Source organism: Paraburkholderia sp. BR10937, from assembly GCF_040965695.1.
Lineage (GTDB): Bacteria > Pseudomonadota > Gammaproteobacteria > Burkholderiales > Burkholderiaceae > Paraburkholderia.
The window spans coordinates 31,982-56,008 of the sequence record NZ_JBFRCL010000041.1; the positions used below are offsets into that span (position 1 = coordinate 31,982).

Genomic DNA, 24,027 nt, shown 5'->3' on the forward strand with positions numbered 1-24,027 from the left:
TCGCCCGCCTGACCGCGGATTTGCCGCGGGTTTGGCGATAACGGGCGGGGCAGGCGCTGGCCAGCCCCGCCCGTTTTGTTTTTTGCGCGGCCGTGCGCGCCTTCATGGACGCAACGCCGCCTGAATGCCTCGCAGATAAAGAGGTGGAACCATCATGCCGAAAAAACGTACTTCCCCGAATCGCAACGTGCAGATCGCGGATCAGATCCAGCGCGATCTGTCTGAGCTGATGCGCGAAGTGAAGGACCCGCGAATCGGGCTCGTGACGATCCAGAGCGTGGAGCTCACGCCCGACTACGCGCACGCCAAGGTCTACTTCACGACCCTCACGGGCGACCCGAAGACCACGCAGGAAGCGCTCAATCACGCCGCAGGCCATCTGCACAATCAGCTCTTCAAGCGCCTGCACATTCACACGGTGCCGACGCTGCATTTCCACTATGACCAGTCGGTCGAGAAGGGTGTCGAGATGTCGCGCCTGATCGACGAGGCGAACGCGACGCGCGCGAAGGACGACTGACGCGGGCAATGACTGCATCATCCAAACAGAATCAGGGCGCGCGACCTGACGCGGCCCGATCCAAGGTCCCGCGCCGCCTGCTCGACGGCGTGCTGCTGCTCGACAAGCCCGTTGGCCTTTCGAGCAACGACGCGTTGATTCGTGCGAAGCGCCTGTACCGCGTGAAGAAGGCCGGCCACACCGGCACGCTCGACCCGCTCGCGTCGGGTCTGCTGCCGCTGTGCTTTGGCGAGGCGACCAAGTTCTCGCAGGATCTGCTCGAAGCCGACAAGACCTATGAGGCGACCATGCGCCTCGGCATTCGCACGACCACCGGCGACGCCGAAGGCGAGGCGATCGAAACGCGCGAGGTCACCTGCGACGAAACCGCCGTGCGTGAGGCGATGACGCGGTTTCTCGGCGACATCGTGCAGGTGCCGCCGATGTATTCGGCGCTCAAGCGCGACGGCAAGCCGCTCTATGAGTATGCGCGTGCGGGCCAGACGGTCGAGCGAGAAGGGCGCGAGGTGAAGATCCTTGCGCTGGAGATGATCGCCTGCGCGCTTCCCGAGATTCCCGAAGTGACATTTCGCGTGACGTGCAGCAAGGGCACGTACGTCCGCACGCTGGCCGAAGATATCGGCGAGGCGCTCGGCTGCGGCGCGCATCTCGTGATGCTGCGGCGCACGGCTGTGGGCGCGCTCACGCTCGAGCATGCGGTGACGCTCGACGCGCTCACCGCCGCCGACGAGCCCGAGCGCGACACCTGGCTGCGTCCCGTCGATGCGCTGCTCTCCACGTTTCCCGCCGTGACGCTCAACGCGGAGGCGGCGCGCCGCTTCACGCATGGCCAGCGCTTGCCGCTCAACGAGCTGGTGCTCGATCGCGCGGTTTGCGAAGCGGCTGAACGCGTGCGCGTCTATGCAGAGGATGGGCGCCTGCTCGGCGTCGCGAAGGCCGCGAACGGCGTGCTTGCGCCCGAGCGGCTGGTGGTCAGCGGCGCAGCCTGAGCGCACTCGCATCGCGCGCGGAGCGCACAAACAATCGCACCAACAAAAACGGCACGCCGGTGAACAACCGGACGTGCCGTTTTGCTATCGGCAGCCGCGAGGGCTAGCCCATCGACCTCAATGCGCAGCCGAAGCTGCCGCACCCGCGTCCGCGCCACCGGCACGCTCGGGCCGCGTGATCCAGATGAGCGCGATCAGCACGATGAAGATCATCGAGGAAATCCAGAACAGATCGTTCACGCCGAGCTGCGCGGCCTGCTGCGAGAGCATCCGGTCGAAGAGGCCATGCGCCTGCGCAGTGTCCATGCCGAGGCCGTGCTGGAACTGCTGCATCGACTGGTTGAACACCGGGTTGCCCGGCGTCGCCACGTCGGTCAGGCGTGCGTGGTGGAACGTCGTGCGGTGATCCCACGCGGTTTCGAAGATCGACGTGCCGATGCCGCCGCACATGATCCGCACGAAGTTGGATAGGCCCGATGCTGCGGGAATGCGATGGCCCGGCAAGCCGGAAAGCGTGATCGACACAAGCGGAATAAAGAGGCCCGCCATGCCGATGCCCTGAATCAGCGTCGGCAGCGTGAGCGCCCAGGTGTCCACGCCGGTCGTGTATTGGGAGCGCATCCAGAAGCACAGCGCAAACACGAGGAAGGCGGTCGTGGCGATATAGCGCGGGTCGGTGCGCGGCAGGATCTTGCCCGTGATCGGCGAGAGCATGACCGCGAAGAAGCCCACCGGCGCCATCACGAGGCCCGCGTCCGTTGCGGTGTAGCCGAGCGTGGTTTGCAGCCACAGCGGCAGCAGCACGAGATTGCCGAAATACAGGCCGTAGCCCACCGAAAGCGCAATCGTGCCGCCCGTGAAATTGCGTCGCGCGAACAGCGACAGGTCGACCACCGGGTGATCGGCGGTCAGCTCCCACACCACGAAGAACGCGAAGGCGATCACGGCGGTGAGCGCGAGCACGATGATCGTGGTGGACGAGAACCAGTCGAGGTCCTTGCCCTTGTCGAGCATCACCTGGAGCGAGCCCACCCAGATGATGAGGAGCGCGAGGCCCACGCCGTCGATCGGCGCCTTGCGCACCTCCGAATCGCGATTGCGGAAGATCGCCCACGTGGCGAGCGCCGCGACGATGCCCACCGGAATGTTCACGTAGAAGATCCACGGCCACGAGATGTTGTCGGAGATCCAGCCGCCGAGAATCGGGCCGGCCACCGGCGCGATCAGTGTGGTCATCGACCACATCGAGAGCGCCATGGGCGCCTTCGCGCGCGGATAGCTCGCGAGCAGCAGCGTTTGCGAGAGCGGGATCATCGGGCCGGCCACGGCGCCTTGCAGCACGCGCGAGGCGAGCAGGAAGGGCAGCGTGGGCGCGAGGCCGCACATCCACGACGAGATCACGAACAGGATGATCGACGCCATGAACAGGCGCACCTGGCCGAAACGCTGTGTGAGCCAGCCGGTGAGCGGCACGGAGATCGCGTTGGCCACCGCGAACGAGGTGATGACCCACGTGCCCTGGTCCGACGACACGCCGAGGTCGCCCGAGATCGACGGGATCGACACGTTCGCGATCGAGGTGTCGAGCACGTTCATGAACACCGCGAGCGACACCGCGATGGTGCCGATCACGAGTTGCGCGCCCTGTAACGGCGGATGCGCGACGGGTTGTTGTGCTGCTGCCATTGCGTCCTTTCTTGTTGACCGGTTGGAGGCCGCGCGAAACAAAGCGGCGCGGGCTGAGGATCAGCCCGCGCCGGCGTTTGCGAGTGCTTTTATCAGGGCTTCAATCAGCCTTTTGCGCCCGGTTTCGCCGCGTGAGCAGACGACACCTGCGCCTTTGCGGATGCGTTGCCGGTCGCGCCGCTGGCGTTGTTGCTGGCGCTAGCCGCCTTGTGCGCGTTCGGACCGGCGTTTTCGGCGATGATGCGCGCGATTTCCGCGTCGGCTTCCGCGCCGTACTTGGCGAACACATCGGTCTCGTAGACGGTGTTCTGCGCATTGCCGAGCTGCGTGCCCGAATCGTTGCGGATGTTCACGTCCACCTGCATCGAGAGGCCGATACGCAGCGGGTGCTTCTGCAGGTCTTCCGGATCCAGCGAGATACGCACCGGCAGGCGCTGCACCACCTTGATCCAGTTACCCGTCGCGTTCTGCGCGGGCAGCAGCGAGAAGGCCGAGCCAGTACCCGCCGAGAAGCCCACGACCTTGCCGTGGTAGACGACCGACGAGCCATACACGTCGGCCGTCATCTCGACCGGCTGGCCGATGCGCATGTGCTTGAGCTGCACTTCCTTGAAGTTGGCGTCGACCCACAGCGAGTTCAGCGGCACCACCGACATGAGCGGATTGCCCGGTGAGACGCGCTGGCCCACCTGCACCGAACGCTTGGCCACGTAGCCGGTCACCGGCGCGGGCAGCGTGTTGCGCGCATTCGCCAGATAGGCGTCGCGCACCTTGGCGGCGGCGGCCTCCACGTTAGGGTGATTGGCGATGGTCGTGTTGGCGGTCAGCGCGCGGTTCGCGGCGAGCTGCTGCTGGGCGGCTTCGAGCGCGGCTTCGGCGCTGCGCACGGCGTCGCGTGCGTGCGAGATCTCTTCCTGTGAGACGGCGCCCGTCTGTGCGACCTGCATGCGGCGGCGCAGGTCGTCCTGCGCGCGCGAGAGGTCGGACTGACGCTGCGCGACTTGCGCTTCGTACTGGCTGTCGTCGGCGAAGAGGCCGCGCACCTGGCGCACCGTCTGCGCGAGCTGCGCCTCGGTTTGCTCGAGCGTGACGCGCGCGTCGGCCGGGTCGAGCAGCACGAGCGGGTCGCCGACGTTCACGGTTTGCGTGTCGTCCGCTTTCAGTGCGATCACCGTGCCGGTGACCTGCGGCGTGATCTGCACGACGTTGCCGTTCACGTAGGCGTCGTCCGTGCTTTCGGTGAAGCGCGCGACGAGGAAGTAGTAGAGGCCGTAGGCAACGGCTGCAATCACGATCACGAGGACAAGCAGCGTCATCATGCGCTTGCGCTTGCCGCTGTTCGCGTTCGGCTGCGGATTGGCCGCCGGCTGCTGGGGGGTGCTCATGGAAGGATCTCCGGATGCTTGCGTGCTGTTCGTTCAGTTTTTGATGTTCGTGTGCTGCTCGGCGCTCGGTTCGCCGGTCAGTTCGACACGGGCGCGGCGTTGGCCGCGTTCGCCGCTGCCGCCGCGTTCTGCGGCGAGCGTGTACCGCGCCACGGTGCGCCGTTCACGTCGCTCTGGCCGCGCGCTTCGCTGCCGACTTCGGCGGGCGGCGTGAGCCCCGCGCCTTGCGCTTCGAAGCCGCCGCCAAGCGACTTGATGAGCGCCATCTGCTGGTCGCGGCGCTGCGCCTTCAGGTTCGACACCGTCTGCTCCGCGGCGAGGCGGTTCTGGTCGGCGTTGAGCACCTGGAGCTGCTCGGAGAGCCCCGCCTTGTAGCGGATCACGGCGAGCTGCCAGGCCTTGGTCGACGCGTCGAGCGCGCGGTCGGCATCCACCAGCTGCCGGTCGGCCGAGTGGATCGACGATACGTTCGTCGCCACGTCCTGGAACGCGCCGATGAGCGTCTGGTTGTAGTTCGCGACATCGAGCTCGAAGTCGGCATAGCGGCCCTTGAGTTGCGCGCGCAACGCGCCCGCGTCGAAGAGCGGCAAATGCACGGCTGGGCCGATGTTCATCTGACGGCTCGTGAAGTTCAGGAATTTGCCCCAGCCGAACGCGTCGAAGCCGAAGCCGGCTGCGAGGTTGACGTCGGGATAGAACTCGGCCTTGGCTTCCTTCACGTCGTGCATCGCGGCTTCCACCTGCCAGCGCGCGGCGACGATGTCGGGGCGGCGCGCGAGCAGGTCGGCGGGCAGATTGTCGGGCAGGGCGACGTTGGCGACCGGGTAGAGCACCGGTTTCGCGATCTGCAGGCCGCGGTCGGGGCCCTTGCCGAGCAGCGCGCCGAGCTGATAGCGCACGGATTCGATCTGGCCGTCGATCTGCGAGAGATTCGCCTGGCTCGTCGCGATGTTGCCGTTCGCGGTCTGCTTCTCGACGTTGGTGTCGAGGCCCGCCACCACGCGGCCGTTCGTGATCGTGCCGATGGTCTTGCGGTTGTCGATCTCGTGCACGGCGATGTCGCGCAGCTCGTAGAGCTGGGCGAGCTGGTTGTACGTGCGGGCGACCGAAGAGGCGAGCGTGATGCGCGCCTGCTGCATGTCGGCTTCCGCGGCACGCTGCGAGGACACGGCTTGTGCGAGGCGCTGGCGGTTCTTGCCCCAGAGGTCCAGATCCCACGAGGCGCTCGCGAGCACGTTGTTCTCGCTATACCAGGTGCCGCCATAGGGGGGCGGGAAGAGGGCGTTGGCCGAGTACAACTCGCGGGTCCACGAGTAGCTCAGGTTGGCCTTCGGGAAGAGCGCCGAGCGCGAGGTTTCGATATACGACGAGGCCTTGGCGAGCCGCGCCTGCGCCTGAGCGATGGTCGGGCTACCTTCGAGCGCCTCGTCGATCAGCTTGGGCAACTGCGGATCGCCGAACTGGTTCGCCCAGTCGAGCGTGGGCCACTGGCCGCCTTGCGACGGAATGCTCTGCGAGCTTTCGAACTGCTGCGGCTGATCGATGGTCTTGTCGCTCTTGATGCCGATGTAGTTCGCGCAACCCGAAAGGGCGAGCGCCGCCACCGCGGCGGCGACCGCCGCCCGGCCGGACAGTGCCCGCCCGGCCGGAACTGGCGCAAACTCGGTTTGGGATTTCATTGCTCGTCTCGATGCGTGAGAGTGTGTGGTGATACTGGACGATGCAGCTATTTTCTTGTTCGGCGCTTTCAAATTTGCTTGCCCCGTCATCAATTCTCGGGCGGATTCGGGTTCGAACTCTGGCTAGCTTCGCAGCTATTCGAAAGAATCCGCCGCAACATGCTCTTCAGAAAACCCACTTCCTCAGGCGTGAATCCGGCCGACAGATGCTCGGTCACGCTGCGGAAAATCGCCGGCATGCGCGCGGCGATGGCAAGCCCCTCGGGCGTGAGCGCGAGGCGCACCGCGCGGCGGTCTTCGGAGCTGCGCACGCGCTTCAGGAGCCCGCGCTTCTCCAGCCGGTCGACGAGACGCGTGACGGCGCTTGCGTCGATGCCGTACTCGCGGGCGAGTTCGGCCGCGAGCGTGCATTTGCCGGTCGCCACCATGAAGAGGATGCTGGCCTGCTGGCTCGTGACGCCGAGTTCGGTGACGGCGCGCTGGGTGACCATGTTCGACATCGTCGATTTCACCCGCGAGATCAGGTAGCCGACGCTTTCGCCGAGGTCGTAGTCGCGGACTTCGGGCGGGGGCATGGGAGTCGGATCCGTCATGATTCTGCTGCGACTGCAATGGTTGACCAGGCAGGGATTATAGGGGCGGTTAGTTGACGCGGCAAGGTTTATTCTGCCTTTGCCGAGAAACCTTTGCAGGGTAGGGGCTTAATCCGGCCCCATGGGCATGGGAGAACGCGGCGTGAACGGCGCGCCGCGCGGCGCCCGTCGAATCTTGGCCCGCGTTGCGCGGTTGCGACGCCGGCCGCGCCGATCCAGGGTGCTCCCTGATATGCGCAAGATCAATTCATCTGCGCGTGCTATAATTTCAGGTTCCCAAAAGTGCGTCATCGCAGCGATGCTGAATTGACCCGCCGGCAGTAGTCCGGGGCGGATCGAAGCGGCGGCCGCGCGCCCTCGCAGGGCCTGCCAGCAGGGCATGCGCGGCGCACTCAACTGTACCCAGGTTCCTATGTCCCGCGCTCTTCGCAACATCGCCATCATTGCCCACGTCGACCACGGCAAGACCACGCTCGTCGACCAACTGCTGCGCCAGTCCGGCACCTTCCGCGACAACCAGCAGGTCGCCGAACGCGTCATGGACTCGAACGACATCGAAAAAGAGCGCGGGATCACGATTCTCTCGAAGAACTGCGCGGTCGAGTACGAAGGCACCCACATCAACATCGTCGACACCCCGGGCCACGCCGACTTCGGCGGTGAAGTGGAACGCGTGCTGTCGATGGTCGACTCGGTGCTGCTGCTCGTCGACGCCGTCGAAGGTCCGATGCCGCAAACGCGCTTCGTCACGAAGAAGGCGCTCGCGCTCGGCCTGAAGCCGATCGTCGTCGTCAACAAGATCGACCGTCCGGGCGCCCGCATCGACTGGGTGATCAACCAGACCTTCGACCTGTTCGACAAGCTCGGCGCGACCGAAGAGCAGCTCGACTTCCCGGTGGTCTACGCTTCGGGCCTGAACGGCTACGCTTCGCTGTCGCCGGACGCGCGCGAAGGCGACATGCGCCCGCTGTTCGAAGCCGTGCTCGAGCACGTGCCGGTTCGCGATGCCGATCCGGAAGGCCCGCTGCAGCTGCAGATCACCTCGCTCGACTACTCGACCTACGTCGGCCGTATCGGCGTGGGCCGTATCAAGCGTGGCCGCATCAAGCCGGGTCAGCCGGTGGCGCTGCGCTTCGGCCCGGAAGGCGAGGTGATGAACCGCAAGATCAACCAGGTGCTGTCGTTCAGCGGCCTCGAGCGCGTGCAGGTCGAATCGGCTGAAGCTGGCGACATCGTGCTGATCAACGGCATCGAAGACATCGGCATCGGCGCGACGATCTGCGCGGTCGACACCCCTGAAGCCCTGCCGATGATCACGGTGGACGAGCCGACCCTCACGATGAACTTCCTCGTGAACTCGTCGCCGCTCGCCGGCCGCGAAGGCAAGTTCGTGACGAGCCGCCAGATCCGCGACCGTCTCACGAAGGAACTGAACCACAACGTCGCGCTGCGCGTGAAGGACACCGGCGACGAAACGACGTTCGAAGTGTCGGGCCGTGGCGAGCTGCACCTCACGATCCTGATCGAAAACATGCGCCGCGAGGGCTACGAGCTGGCCGTGTCGCGTCCACGCGTGGTGCTGCACGAAGTCGACGGCGTGAAGCAGGAGCCGTACGAAATGCTGACCGTGGACGTCGAAGACGGCCACCAGGGCGGCGTGATGGAAGAACTGGGCCGCCGCAAGGGCGAAATGCTCGATATGGCTTCGGACGGCCGCGGCCGCACGCGTCTCGAGTACCGTATTCCGGCGCGTGGCCTGATCGGCTTCCAGGGCGAGTTCATGACGCTCACGCGCGGCACGGGCCTGATGAGCCACGTGTTCGACGCGTACGGTCCGATCAAGGAAGGCTCGCTCGGCGAGCGCCGCAACGGCGTGCTGATTTCGCAGGACGACGGCGCCGCTGTCGCCTACGCACTGTGGAAGCTGCAGGACCGCGGCCGCATGTTCGTGAAGCCGGGCGACGCGCTGTACGAAGGCATGATCATCGGCATTCACAGCCGCGACAACGACCTCGTCGTGAACCCGATCAAGGGCAAGCAGCTCACCAACGTGCGCGCCTCGGGCACCGACGAAGCCGTGCGTCTCGTGCCGCCGATCCAGATGTCGCTCGAATACGCCGTCGAATTCATCGACGACGACGAACTCGTGGAAGTCACGCCGCAGTCGATCCGTCTGCGCAAGCGCCACCTCAAAGAGCACGAGCGTCGCCGCGCGAGCCGCGAAGGCGCTGCCGAGTAATCTGCATTTTTAGCGCTTTTTTTGCACTGCAATGCACAAAGACTCACAGAAAAGCCGCCGCTTTACGGGCGGCTTTTTTGCGTCTGGCGGGGATTGCATTGCGGTGCGGGAAGAGTGCGTTGCGAATGCCGCAAGGGCCCGTGTAAAAAGGGTTCCCGCGTGGTGTTCGGTCGCATTGCATCCTGTGGCGAGATGCGCATATGCGCTATACTCCGCGGATGCATGATTTAGGTCCTTCCAAGCAGACTTGATTCGCAATCCGCTAAACGGTCAGGCCGTGGCGCGGAAGGTTGAGTAACCCGCTATTTCTCGAGAAACTCGAAGAAAGGTGAGCGTAAATGTCGGAAACGATGAAGCAATTCCAGCTGAACTCCTATTTGTTCGGCGGCAATGCTCCGTATGTCGAAGAGCTATACGAAGCATATCTTGATAACCCTGCGTCCGTTCCGGACAACTGGCGTGAGTACTTCGACGCATTGCAAAACGTGCCGTCGTCGAGTGGCACGGCCGACAACGACATCGCCCACGGGCCGATCGTCGAATCCTTCGCTCAACGCGCGAAGGCCAATGCTTTTGTTCCGCGCGGCGGCGGCGAAGATCTCGCCACGGCACGCAAGCAAGTCTACGTTCAGTCCCTGATTGGCGCTTATCGATTCCTCGGCTCGCAATGGGCCAATCTCGATCCGCTCAAGCGTCGCGAACGTCCGAACATCCCCGAACTCGAGCCTGCGTTCTACGACTTCACCGAAGCCGACATGGACCAGACGTTCAGCGCCACGAACCTGTATTTCGGTTTCGAGCGCGCGACGCTGCGCGAGATCGTCAAGGCGCTGCGCGATACGTACTGCGGTACGATCGGCGCCGAGTACATGTACATCAGCGATCCTGAACAGAAGCGCTGGTGGAAGGAGCGTCTCGAGTCGATCCGCTCGACGCCCAGCTTCACGGCTGAAAAAAAGAAACACATCCTGCAGCGCCTGACGGCCTCCGAAGGCCTCGAGCGCTTCCTGCACACCAAGTACGTCGGCCAGAAGCGCTTCTCGCTCGAAGGCGGCGAGTCCTTCATCGCCGCGATGGACGAAGTCGTTCGTCACGCGGGTGCGAAGGGCGTGCAGGAAATCGTCATCGGCATGGCTCACCGCGGCCGTCTGAACGTGCTGGTCAATACGCTCGGCAAGATGCCGGCTGACCTGTTCGCCGAATTCGAAGGCAAGCACGTCGACGACCTGCCGGCAGGCGACGTGAAGTACCACAAGGGCTTCTCGTCGGATGTCGCAACCGAAGGCGGTCCGGTCCACCTGTCGCTCGCGTTCAACCCGTCGCACCTCGAAATCGTCAACCCGGTGGTCGAGGGTTCGGCGAAGGCCCGTATGGATCGCCGCGGCGATGCAGACGGCCTGCAGGTGCTGCCGGTGCAGATCCACGGCGACGCGGCCTTCGCAGGCCAGGGCGTCGTGATGGAAACGCTGAACCTCGCGCAAACGCGCGGTTACGGCACGCACGGCACGCTGCACATCGTCATCAACAACCAGATCGGCTTCACGACCTCGGACCCGCGCGACGCGCGTTCGACGCTCTACTGTACCGACGTGGTCAAGATGATCGAAGCGCCGGTGCTGCACGTGAACGGCGACGATCCGGAAGCGGTCGTGCTGGCGATCCAGCTCGCGGTCGATTTCCGCATGCAGTACCACAAGGATGTCGTGGTCGACATCATCTGCTTCCGCAAGCTGGGCCACAACGAGCAGGACACGCCGGCGGTCACGCAGCCGCTGATGTACAAGACGATTGCGAAGCACCCGGGCACCCGCGCGCTGTACGCCGAGAAGCTCGTCCAGCAGGGCGTGATCACGGCTGAAGACGCAGACAACTACGTCAAGGCCTACCGCGCCGCGATGGACGAAGGCCACCACACGGTCGACCCCGTGCTCTCGAACTACAAGAGCAAGTACGCGGTGGACTGGGTGCCGTTCCTGAACCGCAAGTGGACCGACGCAGCCGATACGGCTGTGCCGCTCGCCGAACTCAAGCGTCTGGCCGAGCGCATCACCACGATCCCCGAGAACTTCAAGGTTCACCCGCTGGTCGAGCGCGTCATCAACGACCGCCGCGCGATGGGCAAGGGCGAAGCGAAGCTCGACTGGGGCATGGGCGAGCACCTCGCGTTCGCCTCGCTGGTCGCTTCGGGCTACGCAGTTCGCCTGACGGGCCAGGACTCGGGCCGCGGCACGTTCACGCACCGCCACGCCGTTCTGCACGACCAGAACCGCGAGCGTTGGGACGACGGCACATACGTGCCGCTGCAGAACATCGGCGAGAACCAGGCGCAGTTCACGGTGATCGACTCGGTGCTCTCGGAAGAGGCAGTGCTGGGCTTCGAATACGGCTACTCGACCGCCGAGCCGAACACGCTCGTCGCGTGGGAAGGCCAGTTCGGCGACTTCGTCAACGGTGCGCAGGTCGTGATCGACCAGTTCATCTCGTCGGGCGAAGTGAAGTGGGGCCGCGTTTCGGGTCTCACGATGCTGCTGCCGCACGGCTACGAAGGTCAGGGTCCGGAGCACTCGTCGGCACGTATCGAGCGTTTCCTGCAGCTGTGCGCCGAGCACAACATGCAGGTCGTTCAGCCGACCACGCCGGCCCAGATCTTCCACGTGCTGCGCCGCCAGATGATCCGCCTGTTCCGCAAGCCGCTCATCATCTTCACGCCGAAGTCGCTGCTGCGTCACAAGGAAGCCGTGTCGGACCTGTCCGAACTCGCGAAAGGCTCGTTCCAGCCGGTCATCGGTGAAGTGGACGAAGCCATCGACGCGAAGAAGGTCAAGCGCGTGGTCGCCTGCTCGGGCCGCGTGTACTTCGACCTCGTCGCGCACCGCCGCGAATCGAAGGCGAACGACGTCGCGATCATCCGTATCGAACAGCTCTATCCGTTTGCTCACAAGCAGTTCGAAGCCGAGCTGAAGAAGTACGACAACGCGACCGAAGTGGTCTGGGTGCAGGACGAGCCGCAGAATCAGGGCCCGTGGTTCTACATCGAGCACCACCTGAAGGAAGGCATGAAGGAAGGCATGAAGCTCGCGTACAGCGGCCGTCCTGCTTCCGCATCGCCGGCTGTTGGCTACTACGCGAAGCACTACGAGCAGCAGAAGGCGCTGATCGAAGGTGCATTCGGCCGCCTGAAGGGCGCGCAGGTCGCGAAGTAAGCACTAGAGCAAATCGAACCGGGAAGGCGTGCCGAACGACGCGCGCTTTCCCGCGCTCAAGTGCGCGACCCGGTTCGTACCCAGATACGTATTCAGGAAAATCACATGGCTATCGTAGAAGTCAAAGTCCCGCAGTTCTCGGAGTCGGTGTCGGAAGGCACGATGCTGCAGTGGAAGAAGAAGCCGGGCGAAGCTATCGCCCAGGACGAAGTTGTCATCGAGATCGAAACCGATAAGGTCGTGCTCGAAGTGCCCGCGCCGGCTGCCGGCGTGCTGGCCGAGATCCTCATCGGCGACGGCGCCACCGTCACCAGCGAACAGGTGATCGCAAAGATCGACACGGAAGCCAAGGCTGGCGCCGTTGCGGCTCCCGCTGCCGCTGCTGCTCCGGCTGCTGCCGCGGCTCCCGCCGCTGCACCGGCTGCCGCTGCCGCCGCAACGACGGCGAGCAGCACGATCGCCTCGCCTGCAGCGAACAAGCTGATGGCCGAGAAGGGTCTGTCGGGCGGTGACGTCGCCGGCACGGGCCGTGACGGCCGCATCACGAAGCAGGACGTGCTGGGCGCAGGCGCGCCGAAGGCCGCTCCCGCAGCGGCACCGGCTGCGAAGCCGGCTGCCGCCAAGCCGTCGCTGCCGCAAGTCAACGCGCCGGCATCGGCTGCGAGCTGGCTCAACGACCGTCCGGAACAGCGCGTGCCGATGTCGCGTCTGCGTGCGCGTATCGCCGAGCGTCTGCTCGAGTCGCAGCAAACCAACGCCATCCTCACGACGTTCAACGAAGTGAACATGGCGCCGGTCATGGATCTGCGCAACAAGTACAAGGACAAGTTCGAGAAGGAACACGGCGTGAAGCTCGGCTTCATGTCGTTCTTCGTGAAGGCTGCAGTGCACGCCCTCAAGAAGTTCCCGCTCGTCAACGCATCGATCGACGGCAACGACATCGTCTACCACGGCTACTTCGACATCGGTATCGCGGTCGGCTCGCCGCGCGGTCTGGTGGTGCCCATCCTGCGCAACGCAGACCAGATGAGCCTCGCCGACATCGAGAAGAAGATCGCCGAATTCGGCCAGAAGGCCAAGGACGGTAAGCTTTCGATCGAGGAAATGACGGGTGGTACGTTCTCGATCTCGAACGGCGGCGTGTTCGGCTCGATGCTCTCGACCCCGATCATCAACCCGCCGCAGTCGGCGATCCTCGGCGTGCACGCGACGAAGGAACGCGCCGTGGTGGAGAACGGCCAGATCGTGATCCGCCCGATGAACTACCTCGCGATGTCGTATGACCACCGCATCATCGACGGCCGCGAAGCCGTCCTGTCGCTGGTCGCGATGAAGGACGCGCTGGAAGATCCGGCTCGTCTGCTGCTCGACCTGTAAAGATCGGCCTCTTCAAGCATCAAGTCTCACACTGAGCGCCGTGCGCGCGGACTCCGGAAACCGGGCTCCGCGTGCCGCGCTCACGTCTCGAAAGGATGACCATGTCCAAAGAATTTGACGTCGTCGTGATCGGCGCCGGCCCCGGCGGCTATATCGCGGCGATCCGCGCCGCGCAGCTCGGCAAGTCGGTTGCATGTATCGAAAAGTGGAAGAACCCGGCCGGCGCGCTGAAGCTCGGCGGCACCTGCCTGAATGTCGGCTGCATTCCGTCGAAGGCGCTGCTCGCCTCGTCGGAAGAGTTCGAAAACGCCCAGCATCACCTCGTCGACCACGGCATCAGCGTGGGCGACGTGAAGATCGACGTCGCGAAGATGATCGCCCGCAAGGAAGGCATCGTCGAGAAGATGACGAAGGGTATCGAGTTCCTGTTCCGCAAGAACAAGATCACGTGGCTCAAGGGCCACGGCAAGTTCACCGGCAAGAACGAAGCCGGCGTGCAGATCGAAGTGAGCGGCGAAGGCGAAACCGAAGTCGTCACGGCGAAGAACGTGATCATCGCGACGGGCTCGAAGGCGCGTCATCTGCCGGGCATTCCGGTCGACAACAAGATCATCTCCGACAACGAAGGCGCGCTCACGTTCGACAGCGTGCCGAAGAAGCTGGCCGTGATCGGCGCAGGCGTGATCGGCCTGGAGCTGGGCTCGGTGTGGCGCCGTCTCGGCGCCGACGTCACGATCCTCGAAGCGCTGCCGGAATTCCTCGGCGCGACTGACCAGGCGCTCGCGAAGGAAGCGGCGAAGCTCTTCAAGAAGCAGGGTCTCGACATTCACGTGGGCGTGAAGGTCGGCGAAGTGACGACGACCGACAAGAGCGTCACGATCAACTACACGGACAAGGACGGCAACGCGCAGAAGCTCGAAGCCGACCGCCTGATCGTGTCGGTTGGCCGCGTGCCGAACACCGACAACCTCGGTCTCGAAGCGATCGGCCTGAAGGCCAACGAGCGCGGCTTCATCGACGTGGACGACCACTGCGCAACGTCGGTGCCGAACGTGTACGCGATCGGCGACGTGGTGCGTGGCCCGATGCTCGCGCACAAGGCCGAAGACGAAGGCGTGCTGGTGGCCGAGATCATCGACGGCCAGAAGCCGCACATCGACTACAACTGCATTCCGTGGGTGATCTACACCGAGCCGGAAATCGCATGGGTCGGCAAGACGGAGCAGCAGCTCAAGGCGGAAGGCCGCGACATCAAGACGGGCCAGTTCCCGTTCATGGCGAACGGCCGCGCGCTCGGCATCAACAAGGCCGACGGCTTTGTGAAGATGATCGCGGACGCGAAGACCGACGAACTGCTCGGCGTGCACATCATCTCGGCCAATGCATCGGACCTGATCGCGGAAGCCGTGGTGGCGATGGAATTCAAGGCTGCCGCCGAAGATATCGGCCGCATCTGCCATCCGCACCCGTCGCTGTCCGAAGTCATGCGCGAAGCTGCACTCGCCACTGACAAGCGCGCGCTCAACATGTAAGCGCCAAGGGCAGGGCGGCCGGCTTTTTCGGCCGCGCTGCCCCGCAGTACCCAGCATCACGTACGGAGGCGGGTGGGCTTTTGCTCTCCCGCCTTTCCTCATTTGCGGCCCGGAAAATGAACGTCACCGAATACTACGAAAACGAACTGCAGAAGCGGGGATACAAGCCCGATACGGCGCAACGCGTCGCGATCGACCGGCTGCAGCGGTGCTACGACGAGTGGGTCGCCTACAAGTCGCGACGTTCGAACGCCTTCAAGAAGTTTCTCATTCACCCGGACCTGCCGCGCGGCGTGTACATGTGGGGCGGGGTTGGGCGCGGCAAGAGCTTCCTGATGGACAGCTTCTATGCGGTCGTGCCGCTGCAGCGCAAGACGCGTCTGCACTTTCACGAATTCATGCGCGAGGTGCACCGCGAGCTCGAAGAGCTCAAGGGCCAGGCCGATCCGCTCGACGAACTCGCGCGCCGCATTGCGAAGCGTTATCGCCTGATCTGCTTCGACGAATTCCACGTCTCGGACATCGCCGACGCGATGATCCTCTACCGTCTGCTCGACCGTCTCTTCGAGAACGGCGTGCAGTTCGTGATGACGTCCAACTACGATCCCGATCTGCTCTATCCCGATGGCCTGCATCGCGACCGCATGCTGCCTGCGATCGAACTGATCAAGAGTAAGCTCGACGTGCTCAACGTCGATGCGGGCATCGACTATCGCCAGCGCACGCTCGCGCAGGTCGAGGTCTATCACACGCCGCTCGGCGCCGCCGCCGACAAGGCGTTGCGACACTCGTTCGCGGAGCTGGCCGCCGTCCCCGACGAAAGCCCGCTGCTGCGCATCGAAAAGCGCGAACTGAAGGCGCTGCGCAAGGCAGACGGCGTGGTGTGGTTCGATTTCGCGACGCTGTGCGGCGGTCCGCGCTCGCAGAACGACTATCTGGAGCTGGCAAGCCGCTTTCACGCCGTGATCCTCTCCGATGTGCCGCAGATGACGCCTCGTATGCAGTCCGAAGCACGCCGCTTCACCTGGCTCATCGACGTATTCTACGACCACAAGGTCAAGCTGCTGATGTCGGCCGCGGTGCCGCCCGAGGAACTCTACGTGGAAGGCCCGATGGCCAACGAGTTCACGCGCACGGTGTCGCGCATCGTCGAAATGCAGTCGAAGGAATATCTCGAAACGCCGCGCCGCATCGTCGATACGGCCCTGACCTGAGCGCACGGCACCCGCACCGCGGGCGCGGGCCGTGGGCGCATATGCGGCGACACTCCTGTGTCGAGCTGGCGCCACGCCGGTGCCGAGCCAGTCTCAAAATAGCGCGGCGGCACCATTTTCAAGATTCGGACTCGTCTGATATGGGCGACGAGGGCGAGTGGATATCGTTTGTCAGCACACCCTCTGACAAAGGACCTTCCATGACCCCGCATCGCGATATTACCGACGAAGAATGGCAGCGCGTGATGCTGCTCCTGCCCGAACTGCGCCCGCGCACCGAGTTGCGCGGCCGGCCGCTCGCCAATACGCGCTCGGTGCTCAACGGCGTGCTGTGGGTCATATATAGCGGTGCGAACTGGTCGGCCATGCCGCGCCGCTACCCTTCGTATCAAACCTGCCATCGCCGCTTCAAGACCTGGCACTACAACGGCGCGCTCAAGCGCGTGATGGGCGAACTGTTCGGCGAAGACGGCGTGAGGTTGTGCGGCACGATCGAAACGCGCATGCGCAAGCATGCGAGCCGTGCGGAAAAAGCGGCGCGCAGGCAGGAAGCGGCGCGCAACACGCCGCGCAATTCGCCGTTCGTATCGGTGGCGAGCCCGTCCGCGTCGTCGCAGCCTTTCCACTATCGCTCCGTGTATCGTCACACGGCGTAATCCAGGCGCTTACGAAGTCCGGCCGAAGCCGCTCTTGCGTGCGCTTCGGCCGGTTTCGTCTCTCAGGTCCCCTTGCCGGTTTGCGCACCGGTCCTCAGGTCGATCCGCTCACGCATCCACTTACTGCTGACGCACCCACGTCTGCGAGCGGCCGAGCAGCGAAATGCCCATATAGCCGCGCACGACGAGTTTCTGGCCGCCGTCTTCCGTATGCATCTTGCAGCGGTACAGCTTGCCGTTCTCAGGGTCGAGAATGTGGCCGCCGTCATAACCCTCGCCGGTCTTCTTCATGCTGTCGATGATCGTCATGCCGAGGATCGGCTGATCCTTGCGCGAGTCGGTGCAGGCCGTGCAGCGCCGGTCGGGCTGGTCATTCGCGCCGAGTCCCTTGATGACCTTGCCGCTCAGATCGCCGTTGGCGTCGGCGCTGATCTGCACGAGCGCTTTCGGCTGGCCGGTGTGATCGTCGATGGTCTGCCAGACGCCGACGGGCGTGTCGGTTTGAGCGTGTGCGGCGAGGGCGCCGCACAGCAGGGCACTCGCAAGCGCGACATGGCGCGCCGCGCGTCCGATGACTCGGTTCATGTCTTCCTCCACTGATGTTGTTTGTCGTGTCGATGCCGACCCTGCGTCGCGCCTGGCACGCCGCAAGGTCAGGGCAGGATACTGGAAAGCATCGCGCGCGTTTGAGAGAAGGCACTCTAGTTTGGCCGGTCTCCTCGCCGCGCTGGACCAAAACGGCGGGCGACGCAAGGACACCGCGCAATTTCCAGGAATTTCTTGCCAGGTGTTGCGGGAAAAGATACGTAATCGGCAAATTTTCTACGAGGGGCCCGAAACACGTGAAAGTGAGTAATAATTGTGCCGATTTGTAAAAATTAGAACTGTTCAAAGCAGGTACTACATGGACTACAAGTGGAGAGTTCGTCGCACCGCCTTGGCGGCGCTGGTATTAATCGGGGGAATCGGTACTGGCTGCGCACAGACGCCGCCTGACAATTCAGCAGCAGCGAATGCAGCAGCGGCGCCCGTAGCACAGACCACCGCCGCACCCGCAGTGCAGGACGAGCAGGCCGCGACCCCTGCGCCGCCTTTGGCAGCGAGCCAGCCGGGCGTGCTCACGCCGGATGAAGCGAAGCAGAACGCCGCGGGCAACGTCGCCGAGCTGCAGCAGATGCTGCGAGGCTCGGATCTCGCCGAGCTGCGCACGACCTACAACGGCTCGTATGGCGCGAGCTTGCTGTTTTACGGCAAGGAAATGACGTACTACGTCACGCTGTTCCAGAACAAGACGTTCTGGCGCGTGATCAAGACGAGCGACGAGACGCGCGCTGAAGCGATCTATCGCGACTTCGCGGTGAAGTCAGGGCAACTCGCCGAAGTGGAAATCCGCCGCACGCGCCTCGAAGCGCAGAAGGCGTTCACGGACCGCATGATCGCCCTCACGCAGGACCACGCGAACCGGCTCCAGGCGGATCTGGCCATCGCGCGCGAGCAGCAGGCGCTCGTCGCGGACCGGCAGAAGCAGGGCCGCGATCAGGCGAACGCATTGCAGGCGCAGAAGACGGCTGCCCAGGCTGAACTGCGTACGGTTCAGCGTCAGGTGCGTGAGCTGCAGCAACAAGTGGAAGGCGGTCTGCCGATCCGCTGATCGCCGGTACGCGGTGTGCCCGGTGTGCTCGCCAGGCGCCGGGTCGTGCCACCGGTTGAGCAAGACACGCCGATGCGACACGCAAAAGGCGGAGCGTCGTGGGCGCTCCGCCTTTCTTCATGGTGCGATCGTTCAGGGCGCGCTCAGTGCTTGCCGTGGCGATGCGTGTCGCGGCCCTTGTGGGTTTCGTCTGCGGAATGAGGCTTCGGTTGAGAGCCGGTCGGCGAGGGGTCGACGGCGATCGGATCGCTCGCGGGGAAGGTTTCGTCGAGCGCTTCGTCGAGCGGGTCTTCCTGCGGGGGTTGCGGGGCTTTCGGCTTGGATGCGCTCATGGCGGCCTCCGTGGCGATATGCGTCACGCCCAGAATAACGCAAAGCCAGAATCGTGACTGTGAGCCACGGCCGCCAGAGCGCTTCGGAAGACACGGGACGAAACTGAACGCGACTGCACCGCAGTTGTATGAAACTGCGCGCGCAAACAAGCGGGCGCGCCAAGGCGCGCCCGTACTGTACTGAAATATCGGCGTGATCGGCGTACCGTGCAGCGGGTGCGCCAGCCACCAGCGGCTTAGCTGTTGCCCGAGCCTTCGCCGCCGTTACCGCCGTTGTTCACCGCGCCGTATAGGCGGCGGCGGCGCGTCACGACGACTGGGCCGTCCTGAGAGCCACGGTCATTGCCGGGGGCACTCGATGCGCCCGATGGCGCGCCGGACGGCGCCGACCAGCTCTCGCGCGGCTCGCGCGATTCACGCGGTTCTCGTTGTTCACGCGGTTCTCGTTGTTCACGCGGGCCATGGCCGCCGTGACTGCCGTGCGGGCCGCGGCTCGTATGCTCGCCGTGCGAACTGCGAGCGCCGCCCGGGCGTGGACCCGGACGGGTGCCGGTGTCGAGCTGGATGGTCGAAATGGCGCGCTTGTAGATGCCTTGCAGGCCGACGGGCGTGCGCAGCATCACCAGGTACTGATCGAACGACTCGATGCATCCGGTCAGGCGAATGCCGTTGACCAGATAGATTTCGACGCGCTTTCTTTCCTTACGCGCGGCGTTCATGAAGTCGTTTTGCGGGTGCGATTCTGCGGAAGGCATGGACTAGATTTGGCCAGGCGGCGCAATGCCGCAATCAGTTGGAAACGTTTGCTCGCCGCGATTCTACCTTGTGTCGGCGAAGCGCGCGTGCGGGAAAGTAAGCTTACTGCAGAACTATACCGGCTCGCGGCCGCGACCGCAGATTGACGAAAAATGCATCGCTGCGTCCCTCGTCGTCGGCTGCCGGCAAGCGGCGCGTCCGGATGACAGGTTGCGATGGGCAGCGACAGCGGTTTTCGGACAGAGGCCTGCCGGCGATACGCCCGCGGATCGTCAAACCCGCGCGACCTTTCGACGCGCATGCACTCACTCACACAGCGTAGTCCATGACGGCGGGCCATGCTCGACCGATTCGAGGCCGGACCCGCGCTTACACGATGGATTTCGATCCGCTTGCGACGATTCTCGCGGTGCCCGAGGGCTTCGTTCCGTGCGGCGGCACACGCAAGGCGAAATCACCGCTTGCGCGGAATAAGCGCACCGCTTGCAACGTTTAACGCGATATCGGCGATGAACTCAATGGAGGTGGTCATGGAGCGGTTTCGCAAAGTTCTCGCGTGTCTCGTTTGTGCGGCGCTGGCAGGCGTCGCGGGTGCCGGCCTCACGGCTTGCAGCGACATGAATTCAGGCGGGGCGTCGTCGAGCAGTTCGGGCGGCTCGTCGGGCGGTGGCTACTGAGCGGCGTGCGGCGTGTTGCGTCATCCGTCGCCGGAGTTCGAAGCGCAGGTCGTGGCTCAACTCGGGCCCATGCGCCGCTATGCGCGCGCCTTGACTGGCGACGCCGCCTGGGCTGACGACCTCGTGCAGGACGCCGCGGAGCGTGCGCTCTCGCGCTGGACTTCGTTTCGCCCGCAGAGCAATTTGCGCGCGTGGCTGCTCACGATCCTGCGGCATCTGTACATCGATCAGTTGCGCGGCCGGCGCGAGATCGCCGTCGACGACGAAGCCGCGCCGTGGCGCACGCTCGAGGCGCCGCACGGCGAGGTGGACGGCCTCGTGCTGCGCGATCTGCAGCGCGCGCTCTATGCATTGCCGGCGGCGCAGCGCGAGGTGCTGCTGCTCGTGTGCGTGGAGGAGTTGAGCTACAGCGAGGCGGCGGCGGTGCTCGGGGTGCCGGCCGGCACGGTGATGTCGCGCCTGTCGCGGGCGCGCGAGCATCTGCGAGCGTTGCTCGATACGGGGCCGGTGCAGGACCCGGGGCGCGATCCGGCGCAACGCACCGCGCCGCTCAGGGTGGTGGGGACGCTACGATGAACGACAACGATCTCGGCCACGAACGCGACGGCGAAGGCGTGCCGCCCGCTTCGCCTGAAGAGGACCTCACGATGCTGGGCGCTTTCGTCGACGGCGAACTGCCGGCGGGCGAGAGCGAGGCGCTGCAGGCGCGCCTCGCGGACGACCCGCGCGCGGCGGCGCGCGTCGCGGCCTATCGCGCTCAGAAGGCCGCGCTGCAGGCGTTGTGCGAAGGCGCGCGCGTGTCGGACGTGGATGCCGCGCCCGGCGCTGCCGTGCTCGTCCTGCGTCCGGGCGCGCCGTGGTGGTGGCGCGCGGGTATCGCGGCGGCATGGGTGGCGGTGGGTGCGGGGCTCGCGTTGGCGGCCACGGCGCTCGTGCCGCGGCTCGCGCCGGGCCTGGCTCCAGAACTGGCGGCCGTCTCGGCGCCTGCGGCCGTGCGCAGCGAAACGCCCGAGGCGTTCGCGCGCCGCGCCGACATCGCCTACGCGGTGTATTCGCCGGAGCAGCGGCATCCCGTGGAAGTGGGCGCGGCCGACGAGGCGCACCTCGTCGCGTGGCTCTCCAAGCGGCTCGGCAAGCCGCTCTCGGTGCCGTCGCTGGCCGAATACGGCTATACGCTCGTGGGCGGGCGTCTCTTGCCCGGCAACACGGGGCCGGCCGCGCAATTCATGTACGAGAACGATGCGGGCGAGCGCCTCACGCTCTACGTGGGCAGTTCGGCAAGGGATAGGGACCCCGTGCGCCTGTTGCGCGATGGCAACCGCCGCACGTTTTACTGGAGCACCGAACGCACGGGCTACGCGCTCTCCGGTCCGCAGACAGAACCCAAGCTGCGCGAGATCGCGCTCGACGTGTGCGGCGCGCTGGGCGGCAAGCCCGGGCAGTGGTGATGCGCGACGCCGGCGGAGCGGGCCCATGAGCGACGCCGCGCGCCATCCCGCGCCCACCTTGCCTCACCGCATCGACGAGGCCCGTTTCGCGAGTGCGCTCACCGCGTTCGAAGGCATCGTGGGCGCGCCGAACGTCTGCCGTGGCGGCGCAGCGCTCGATCCGTATTTCGATCCGTTCGTGCCGCTCGCCGATGCACACGCCTTCGCACCTTCCGCTGCGATCCTCCCCGCGAGTGTCGATGAGATCCGCGCGATCCTGCGCGTCGCGAACGAAACGCGCGTGCCGCTGTGGACCGTGTCCACGGGGCGCAACTTCGCCTACGGTGGCGCGGCGCCGCGTCTGGCAGGCTCGGTCGTGCTCGACCTGCAGCGCCTGAACCGTATCCTCGAGGTGGACGAGCGCCTCGCATGGGCACGCGTCGAGCCGGGCGTGAGCTACTTCGATTTGCATGCGCATCTGCGCGAGCAGCATCTGCGCCTGTGGGTCGATCCGCCCGCGGCGGGCTGGGGCAGCGTGGTCGGCAACACACTCGAGCGCGGCTTCGGCACGACCGCCTACGGCGACCACGCTGCGTCGCAGTGCGGCATGGAGGTCGTGCTCGCCAACGGCGACGTGGTGCGCACCGGCATGGGCGCGATCGACAACGGCACGGCGTGGCAACTCTACCGGCCGGGCTATGGGCCGTCGTTCGATGCGCTCTTTACGCAGTCGAACTACGGCGTCGTCACGAAGATGGGGCTCTGGCTCATGCCGGCGCCGCAGGCCTTCGTGATCGGCGAGATCCAGTTCGCGCGCGAGGACGATCTCGGCGTGCTCGTCGATACGCTGCGCGCGCTGCAGCTCGGCGGCACGATACGCCAGCACGCAGCGATCGAAGGCGCGATCCGCCGCGCCGCGAGCCTCGCGCCGCGCGCGCGCTGGTACGAAGGCGAGGGCGCGATGCCCGAGTCCGCCGTCGCCGCAATGCAGCGCGATCTGGGCGTGGGCCGCTGGAATCTGCATTACGCGCTCTATGGCGATCCCGAGGTGATCGACGTGGAGCGGCGCATCGTCGAGCGCGCGTTTGCCGGCGTGCCGGGTGTGCGTTTCTCGGCGCGGCGCTATGCCGAAGGCGACGAACCGCGGGGCGGCGCTGACCGCAATCTCGCCGGTATTCCCGCGATGAGCGCGTTTCGCATGCTCGACTGGCGCGGCGGCGACGGCGCGCACGTGGACTTCTCGCCGCTGTGTCCCGCCGACGGCCGCGATGCGCTGCGCCAGTACGCGCTCGTCAAGGCGCGCGCGGCCGAGTACGGTTTCGATTACTACGGCGGCTTCACGGCGGCGGGGCGCTATCTGCATCACGTATTCGCGGCGATCTTCGCGCGTGAGCGCCGTGACGATGCTGCGCGCGCGGGGGACCTGCTACGCGCGCTGATGAGCGACGCGGGCGCGGCCGGCTACGGCGTCTACCGCTCGCATCTGCTCTACATGGATTACGCCGCGGCGCAGTACGCCTTCAACGACGGCGCGCTGTTGCGTCTCGCGCAAACCGTGAAAGACGCACTCGATCCGCAGGGCGTGCTCTCGCCGGGCAAGCAGGGCATCTGGCCCGAGGCGTGGCGTGCGGAGCGCGGCTATACGTGATCGATTTAATCAAGACTGCGTAGCGATTGGCAGAAAAGGCAGGCAGCAAGGATTGACAGGACGGCACACGGAGGACGCGATGGACCGGCGGGCTTTTCTCTGCGATGGCGGTGCCGTGGTGCTAGGCGCGGCATGGCAGGCGCATCCGCTCAGCGTAGCGTTTGGCGAACGCGCGCCTCGTGCGGGTGCAGCGTTTGCGCGTGGTGTTGCGGTGTACGACCCGGCGCTCACCCAGGGCCGCGTGCTCGCACGCGCCGCTGCGCGCGCGGGATGCGTTGCGTGGGCCATCGGCGACGGCTGCGGCGACACGGCCGCTAGCGACATCGGCACCCTGTGGCACGCACGCATTGCGCAGCGGCTCGAGCCCGGCGCGGCCTTGACTGGCGCGTTGCGTCCCTCGGACCGTTTCGTGCTCGCGCGGCTCGCCAGCGCGAGCGGGGTGACGCTGCGCGACTTCGCTTGA

Annotated in this window: 21 protein-coding genes and 1 pseudogene; 15 read left to right on the forward strand and 7 right to left on the reverse strand. The window is 65.4% G+C overall.

The annotated features are described in order from the left end of the window. Positions 1 to 154: 154 nt before the first annotated feature. Both rbfA and truB read left to right on the forward strand, forming a co-directional pair. On the forward strand, positions 155 to 520 hold the full coding sequence (gene rbfA / locus AB4Y44_RS28680; RefSeq protein WP_042272510.1) for a 30S ribosome-binding factor RbfA: 366 nt from the start codon (positions 155 to 157) through the stop codon (positions 518 to 520). A gap of 8 nt (positions 521 to 528) precedes the next feature. After that, positions 529 to 1,509, forward strand: coding sequence for a tRNA pseudouridine(55) synthase TruB (gene truB, locus AB4Y44_RS28685; RefSeq protein ID WP_368701498.1), 981 nt, complete (start codon positions 529 to 531; stop codon positions 1,507 to 1,509). Positions 1,510 to 1,626: 117 nt separating this feature from the next. Here truB and AB4Y44_RS28690 read toward each other — a convergent pair whose 3' ends face one another. From AB4Y44_RS28690 to AB4Y44_RS28705, 4 genes are all read right to left on the reverse strand, one after another. Beyond that, entirely contained in the window at positions 1,627 to 3,195 is a 1,569-nt protein-coding gene (locus AB4Y44_RS28690) for a DHA2 family efflux MFS transporter permease subunit (protein WP_342920652.1), read from the reverse strand. Positions 3,196 to 3,299: 104 nt separating this feature from the next. Continuing rightward, positions 3,300 to 4,580, reverse strand: a complete 1,281-nt coding sequence (locus AB4Y44_RS28695; protein ID WP_342920651.1) for an EmrA/EmrK family multidrug efflux transporter periplasmic adaptor subunit — start codon at positions 4,578 to 4,580, stop codon at positions 3,300 to 3,302. A 77-nt stretch (positions 4,581 to 4,657) separates the two neighbouring features. Beyond that, positions 4,658 to 6,259: an efflux transporter outer membrane subunit gene (locus AB4Y44_RS28700; RefSeq protein ID WP_342920650.1), complete on the reverse strand. Its 1,602-nt coding sequence runs from the start codon at positions 6,257 to 6,259 to the stop codon at positions 4,658 to 4,660. Positions 6,260 to 6,348: 89 nt separating this feature from the next. Further along, the gene (locus AB4Y44_RS28705) at positions 6,349 to 6,852 is read right to left on the reverse strand and encodes a MarR family winged helix-turn-helix transcriptional regulator (protein WP_368701499.1); all 504 of its coding nucleotides are present in this window, start codon (positions 6,850 to 6,852) and stop codon (positions 6,349 to 6,351) included. A gap of 412 nt (positions 6,853 to 7,264) precedes the next feature. On the opposite strand from AB4Y44_RS28705, the gene typA reads away from it, so the two are divergent. From typA to AB4Y44_RS28735, 6 genes are all read left to right on the forward strand, one after another. Further along, positions 7,265 to 9,091, forward strand: coding sequence for a translational GTPase TypA (typA, locus tag AB4Y44_RS28710; RefSeq protein ID WP_342920648.1), 1,827 nt, complete (start codon positions 7,265 to 7,267; stop codon positions 9,089 to 9,091). Positions 9,092 to 9,429: 338 nt separating this feature from the next. Then, on the forward strand, positions 9,430 to 12,294 hold the full coding sequence (locus AB4Y44_RS28715) for a 2-oxoglutarate dehydrogenase E1 component (protein WP_342920647.1): 2,865 nt from the start codon (positions 9,430 to 9,432) through the stop codon (positions 12,292 to 12,294). 105 nt (positions 12,295 to 12,399) lie between these two features. After that, complete coding sequence (odhB, locus tag AB4Y44_RS28720; protein ID WP_342920646.1) at positions 12,400 to 13,671, forward strand: 2-oxoglutarate dehydrogenase complex dihydrolipoyllysine-residue succinyltransferase; 1,272 nt, start codon at positions 12,400 to 12,402, stop codon at positions 13,669 to 13,671. 101 nt (positions 13,672 to 13,772) lie between these two features. Next, positions 13,773 to 15,203, forward strand: a complete 1,431-nt coding sequence (gene lpdA / locus AB4Y44_RS28725; RefSeq protein ID WP_254314223.1) for a dihydrolipoyl dehydrogenase — start codon at positions 13,773 to 13,775, stop codon at positions 15,201 to 15,203. A gap of 116 nt (positions 15,204 to 15,319) precedes the next feature. Next, a complete protein-coding gene (gene zapE, locus AB4Y44_RS28730) occupies positions 15,320 to 16,417 on the forward strand; it encodes a cell division protein ZapE (protein ID WP_342920645.1) in 1,098 nt (365 codons plus the stop codon). A 200-nt stretch (positions 16,418 to 16,617) separates the two neighbouring features. After that, positions 16,618 to 17,073, forward strand: a complete 456-nt coding sequence (locus AB4Y44_RS28735; protein ID WP_368701500.1) for a transposase — start codon at positions 16,618 to 16,620, stop codon at positions 17,071 to 17,073. Positions 17,074 to 17,193: 120 nt separating this feature from the next. On the opposite strand, the gene AB4Y44_RS28740 is transcribed toward AB4Y44_RS28735, so the two are convergent. After that, entirely contained in the window at positions 17,194 to 17,658 is a 465-nt protein-coding gene (locus tag AB4Y44_RS28740) for a DUF2147 domain-containing protein (protein WP_342920643.1), read from the reverse strand. Positions 17,659 to 17,788: 130 nt separating this feature from the next. On the opposite strand from AB4Y44_RS28740, the pseudogene AB4Y44_RS28745 reads away from it, so the two are divergent. Together AB4Y44_RS28745 and AB4Y44_RS28750 are read left to right on the forward strand one after the other, a co-directional pair. Further along, positions 17,789 to 17,929: pseudogene (locus tag AB4Y44_RS28745) on the forward strand (helix-turn-helix domain-containing protein); the annotation flags it as partial. Between the two features lie 48 nt (positions 17,930 to 17,977). After that, positions 17,978 to 18,724, forward strand: a complete 747-nt coding sequence (locus AB4Y44_RS28750) for a DUF2968 domain-containing protein (protein WP_368701501.1) — start codon at positions 17,978 to 17,980, stop codon at positions 18,722 to 18,724. 143 nt (positions 18,725 to 18,867) lie between these two features. On the opposite strand, the gene AB4Y44_RS28755 is transcribed toward AB4Y44_RS28750, so the two are convergent. Continuing rightward, a complete protein-coding gene (locus tag AB4Y44_RS28755; RefSeq protein WP_342920641.1) occupies positions 18,868 to 19,056 on the reverse strand; it encodes a hypothetical protein in 189 nt (62 codons plus the stop codon). Between the two features lie 236 nt (positions 19,057 to 19,292). Further along, positions 19,293 to 19,811: an RNA chaperone Hfq gene (gene hfq / locus AB4Y44_RS28760; RefSeq protein WP_368701502.1), complete on the reverse strand. Its 519-nt coding sequence runs from the start codon at positions 19,809 to 19,811 to the stop codon at positions 19,293 to 19,295. 531 nt (positions 19,812 to 20,342) lie between these two features. Between hfq and AB4Y44_RS28765 the strand changes: the two genes are divergently transcribed. The 5 genes from AB4Y44_RS28765 (at position 20,343) to AB4Y44_RS28785 (ending at position 24,027) form a co-directional block, all read left to right on the forward strand. Then, a complete protein-coding gene (locus AB4Y44_RS28765; RefSeq protein ID WP_368701503.1) occupies positions 20,343 to 20,489 on the forward strand; it encodes a hypothetical protein in 147 nt (48 codons plus the stop codon). 69 nt (positions 20,490 to 20,558) lie between these two features. Beyond that, entirely contained in the window at positions 20,559 to 21,065 is a 507-nt protein-coding gene (locus AB4Y44_RS28770) for a sigma-70 family RNA polymerase sigma factor (RefSeq protein ID WP_342920706.1), read from the forward strand. A 71-nt stretch (positions 21,066 to 21,136) separates the two neighbouring features. Then, positions 21,137 to 21,937 (forward strand): anti-sigma factor, encoded by an 801-nt coding sequence (locus tag AB4Y44_RS28775; protein ID WP_342920705.1) that lies wholly within the window; start codon positions 21,137 to 21,139, stop codon positions 21,935 to 21,937. Positions 21,938 to 21,962: 25 nt separating this feature from the next. Continuing rightward, positions 21,963 to 23,564, forward strand: coding sequence for an FAD-binding oxidoreductase (locus AB4Y44_RS28780; protein ID WP_342920638.1), 1,602 nt, complete (start codon positions 21,963 to 21,965; stop codon positions 23,562 to 23,564). A gap of 79 nt (positions 23,565 to 23,643) precedes the next feature. Beyond that, a complete protein-coding gene (locus AB4Y44_RS28785) occupies positions 23,644 to 24,027 on the forward strand; it encodes a hypothetical protein (protein ID WP_368701504.1) in 384 nt (127 codons plus the stop codon).

Coding starts and splice junctions, on each gene's coding strand:
- rbfA (WP_042272510.1), top strand. CDS start 155: ATGCCGAAAAAACGTACTTCCCCGAATCGCAACGTGCAGATCGCGGAT.
- truB (WP_368701498.1), top strand. CDS start 529: ATGACTGCATCATCCAAACAGAATCAGGGCGCGCGACCTGACGCGGCC.
- AB4Y44_RS28690 (WP_342920652.1), bottom strand. CDS start 3,195: ATGGCAGCAGCACAACAACCCGTCGCGCATCCGCCGTTACAGGGCGCG.
- AB4Y44_RS28695 (WP_342920651.1), bottom strand. CDS start 4,580: ATGAGCACCCCCCAGCAGCCGGCGGCCAATCCGCAGCCGAACGCGAAC.
- AB4Y44_RS28700 (WP_342920650.1), bottom strand. CDS start 6,259: ATGAAATCCCAAACCGAGTTTGCGCCAGTTCCGGCCGGGCGGGCACTG.
- AB4Y44_RS28705 (WP_368701499.1), bottom strand. CDS start 6,852: ATGACGGATCCGACTCCCATGCCCCCGCCCGAAGTCCGCGACTACGAC.
- typA (WP_342920648.1), top strand. CDS start 7,265: ATGTCCCGCGCTCTTCGCAACATCGCCATCATTGCCCACGTCGACCAC.
- AB4Y44_RS28715 (WP_342920647.1), top strand. CDS start 9,430: ATGTCGGAAACGATGAAGCAATTCCAGCTGAACTCCTATTTGTTCGGC.
- odhB (WP_342920646.1), top strand. CDS start 12,400: ATGGCTATCGTAGAAGTCAAAGTCCCGCAGTTCTCGGAGTCGGTGTCG.
- lpdA (WP_254314223.1), top strand. CDS start 13,773: ATGTCCAAAGAATTTGACGTCGTCGTGATCGGCGCCGGCCCCGGCGGC.
- zapE (WP_342920645.1), top strand. CDS start 15,320: ATGAACGTCACCGAATACTACGAAAACGAACTGCAGAAGCGGGGATAC.
- AB4Y44_RS28735 (WP_368701500.1), top strand. CDS start 16,618: ATGACCCCGCATCGCGATATTACCGACGAAGAATGGCAGCGCGTGATG.
- AB4Y44_RS28740 (WP_342920643.1), bottom strand. CDS start 17,658: ATGAACCGAGTCATCGGACGCGCGGCGCGCCATGTCGCGCTTGCGAGT.
- AB4Y44_RS28750 (WP_368701501.1), top strand. CDS start 17,978: ATGGACTACAAGTGGAGAGTTCGTCGCACCGCCTTGGCGGCGCTGGTA.
- AB4Y44_RS28755 (WP_342920641.1), bottom strand. CDS start 19,056: ATGAGCGCATCCAAGCCGAAAGCCCCGCAACCCCCGCAGGAAGACCCG.
- hfq (WP_368701502.1), bottom strand. CDS start 19,811: ATGCCTTCCGCAGAATCGCACCCGCAAAACGACTTCATGAACGCCGCG.
- AB4Y44_RS28765 (WP_368701503.1), top strand. CDS start 20,343: ATGGAGCGGTTTCGCAAAGTTCTCGCGTGTCTCGTTTGTGCGGCGCTG.
- AB4Y44_RS28770 (WP_342920706.1), top strand. CDS start 20,559: ATGCGCCGCTATGCGCGCGCCTTGACTGGCGACGCCGCCTGGGCTGAC.
- AB4Y44_RS28775 (WP_342920705.1), top strand. CDS start 21,137: ATGCTGGGCGCTTTCGTCGACGGCGAACTGCCGGCGGGCGAGAGCGAG.
- AB4Y44_RS28780 (WP_342920638.1), top strand. CDS start 21,963: ATGAGCGACGCCGCGCGCCATCCCGCGCCCACCTTGCCTCACCGCATC.
- AB4Y44_RS28785 (WP_368701504.1), top strand. CDS start 23,644: ATGGACCGGCGGGCTTTTCTCTGCGATGGCGGTGCCGTGGTGCTAGGC.